The following is a 1,805-nucleotide window of genomic DNA, read 5'->3' as shown; positions in this document are numbered from 1 at the left end:
CCGGGGCGTGCCGGCGGGCCAGGGCGAGCGCGTCGGCCGGTCGCAGGGGGCGCAGGTCGAGGGTCGCCGCGGCGCCCCGGCCGGCCAGGTTGCTGCGCACGTCGGCCAGCGCGCCGCCGGGGACGGGGCGGTGGGCGAGGACCACGGCGACCCGGTCGCCGAGCGTGGCGCGGGAGAGGAAGTGCAGCAGCCGCAGGGAGCCCTCGTCGGCCTCGTGCGCGTCGTCCACGACCAGCACCGCGCCGGTGCCGGCGGCCGCCAGCCGGAGCAGCTCGGCCACCGCGACGAACAGCCGCTGGTGCCCGACCCGGCCGTCCCAGCTGCCCCCGCCGCCGGTGAGCGCGCGCTCGATCTCCGCCCGCAGGGCGTCGTCGAGACCGTCGAGCAGGGCGGGGTGCCGGCGGCACAGGTCGGCCAGCGCCTCCAGCACCGGGGCGTACGGCCACGCCCCGTCGATCCGCGCGGCCAGCCCGGTGCCCACCCGCATGCCGGCGCGGGCCGCATCCCGCTCCAGGGCGGCCAGGACGGTGGTCTTGCCGACGCCGGCGGGCCCGCTGACGAACAGCACCCGGCCGGTGCCCCGCCGCACCGCGTCCAGGGCGGAGCGGATCCACGTCAGCTCGTCCTCCCGGCCCACCACCGCGTCCCCGCCCTCCCGGGGCGCGGCGGCCGTCCCGGAGGCGAGCAGCTCAGCGCGGAACCGGGCCGCCTCCCGGCCGAGCCCCACGCCGAGCTCCTGGCGCAGCGCCCGTTCCAGGCGCTCGAACTGGCGCAGGGCGGCAGCCCGGTCGCCGCCCTCGGCCAGCTGCCGGGCCACGGCCACGTGTGCCTGCTCGTCGGCGGGGTCGACGGCGAGGACGTCGGCCCACCGCCCGGCCAGGCGCAGCAGGTCCAGGTGCAGCAGGCGCAGGCGCTCGCGCGGCTCCTCGGTCCAGGCGGCGTAGAGGTCGTCGGGCAGCAGGTCGCCGGCGTAGCCGTCGGCGGCCGCGGCGGCCGCCGCGGGATCGTGCGCGGCCAGCGCCGCCCGGCCGTGTTCCTCGAACCGCAGCGCGTCGACCGTCACCCGGGCGTCGGGGAACAGCGCGACGGCGTCCCCGGCGAGCACCAGCGCGGACGGGGTCCCCGTCCAGCGGCGGGCGTAGTGGGCGGCCTTGTGCAGCCGGGGCGCGGCGTCCGCCGCGGTCAGGTCCGGCCACAGCGCGGTGAGGACCCGGTCGCGCACCAGCCGGTGGCCGGGGGCGAGCGCGAGCAGCGCGACCAGGGCGGCGGCCGAGCGGCGCCGCCACCGGTCGTCGGGCACGGGGATGCCGTCCACCACGACCCGGAAGCCGCCGAGCAGGTCGATCCGCAGCTCGTGGGCGTCCATCCCACCACCCCCGGGGGACCCTAGACCGGTCAGGCGGCCGGAGGCAGGGCCGTCAGGAGCTCGATCTCGTCGACCATCGCCGAGGACAGCTCCATGAGCAGCGCGCGGATGCGGGGCAGGTCCCAGTCGTGCGCGGCGATCTGCTCGACCACCCGCAGCATCGGCAGCGAGAGCGCGTCGCGGGACGCGGCGTACCCGGCCAGCGCGGCCAGCTGGGCGCGGCCGGGCCGCGGCGCGGCGAGGACGGCGCGGGCGAGCAGCTCGGCGTCGCGCAGGCCGGCGGTGATGCCGTGGGTGGACAGCGGGTCCTTCCAGCAGCCGGCGTCGCCGACCAGCGCCCAGCCCGGCCCGAACGGGTGCCGCAGCCGGCCGGGGACGCCGCGCACGTGCCGGACGCCGCCCACCCGCCGGGCCGCGGCGAGCCCGGGGCCGAGCGGGC

The 1,805-nt window shown here is 80.1% G+C and carries 2 protein-coding genes; both read right to left on the bottom strand.

From position 1 onward, the window contains the following. The coding region (locus tag MY520_RS27820) for a BREX system ATP-binding domain-containing protein (protein ID WP_436695938.1) at positions 1 to 1,366 on the bottom strand (1,366 nt) is incomplete at its 3' end. Positions 1,367 to 1,395: 29 nt separating this feature from the next. Beyond that, the coding region (locus MY520_RS27815; RefSeq protein ID WP_436695937.1) for an NAD(P)/FAD-dependent oxidoreductase at positions 1,396 to 1,805 on the bottom strand (410 nt) is incomplete at its 5' end.

This window comes from Geodermatophilus sp. CPCC 205506 (assembly GCF_051383635.1).
In the GTDB taxonomy this organism is placed as follows: Bacteria; Actinomycetota; Actinomycetes; order Mycobacteriales; family Geodermatophilaceae; genus Geodermatophilus.
Note: the sequence above shows the minus strand (reverse complement) of the source record. Positions and strands in the feature narration are given on the sequence as shown.